This window comes from Cyclobacterium qasimii M12-11B (genome assembly GCF_000427295.1).
GTDB lineage: Bacteria > Bacteroidota > Bacteroidia > Cytophagales > Cyclobacteriaceae > Cyclobacterium > Cyclobacterium qasimii.
This window is the reverse complement of record NZ_ATNM01000042.1, coordinates 1-623: the sequence shown is the minus strand read 5'-3', so window position 1 is coordinate 623 and position 623 is coordinate 1. Positions and strand designations below refer to the sequence as shown.

1 protein-coding gene is annotated in these 623 nt (G+C 41.9%); it reads left to right on the top strand.

The window, feature by feature from the left end:
- A partial coding sequence (locus ADICYQ_RS31090; RefSeq protein WP_152520457.1) for a DDE-type integrase/transposase/recombinase occupies positions 1-462 on the top strand: 462 nt, incomplete at its 5' end.
- Positions 463-623: the final 161 nt, after the last annotated feature.

Sequence of the window (623 nt, the reverse complement as noted above, 5' to 3'; positions counted from 1 at the left end):
GTAACCGATAATACCTATATTGCTTGCGGACAACGATTCTATTATCTTTCTGCAGTACAAGATCTTTACAACAATGAGGTTGTCGCATGGAAACTGTCAAAGCGAAATGATCTTGAACTGGTGATGAAAACAGTGGAAAGTTTAACAGCTCAACGGGATGTCCAAGGGGCCATTCTCCACTCTGATCAAGGATTCCAATACACAACAAAAGCATATCAAAAGCGACTTGAAACCGTTGGTTTGAAGGGCAGCCATTCCCGTAAGGGAAACTGCCTGGATAACGCCTGTATCGAATCATTTTTCTCGCACCTCAAAACAGAGAATACATACTTTTCTTCATGTCAAACTGAAAAGAGCTCCACAAAAGCATTAAAGATTACATCCAGTTCTATAATCACGAACGATTCCAGAAAAATTAACCAGTGTGCTCCGGTAGAATACCGTAACACACTGGTTGCTTAGGCTTTTTATGGCTGTCTACTTGACAGGGGTAAGACCACATAAAACGGTCTTTTCGATTCTTTTAACAGTCACAGCCACTTTTGCAAAACCGGACAGCTTCATGCCTCATAACTGCTGTTTCGAAATGTCCCGAAGCAGAACAGACCACTCGGTAGCAATCA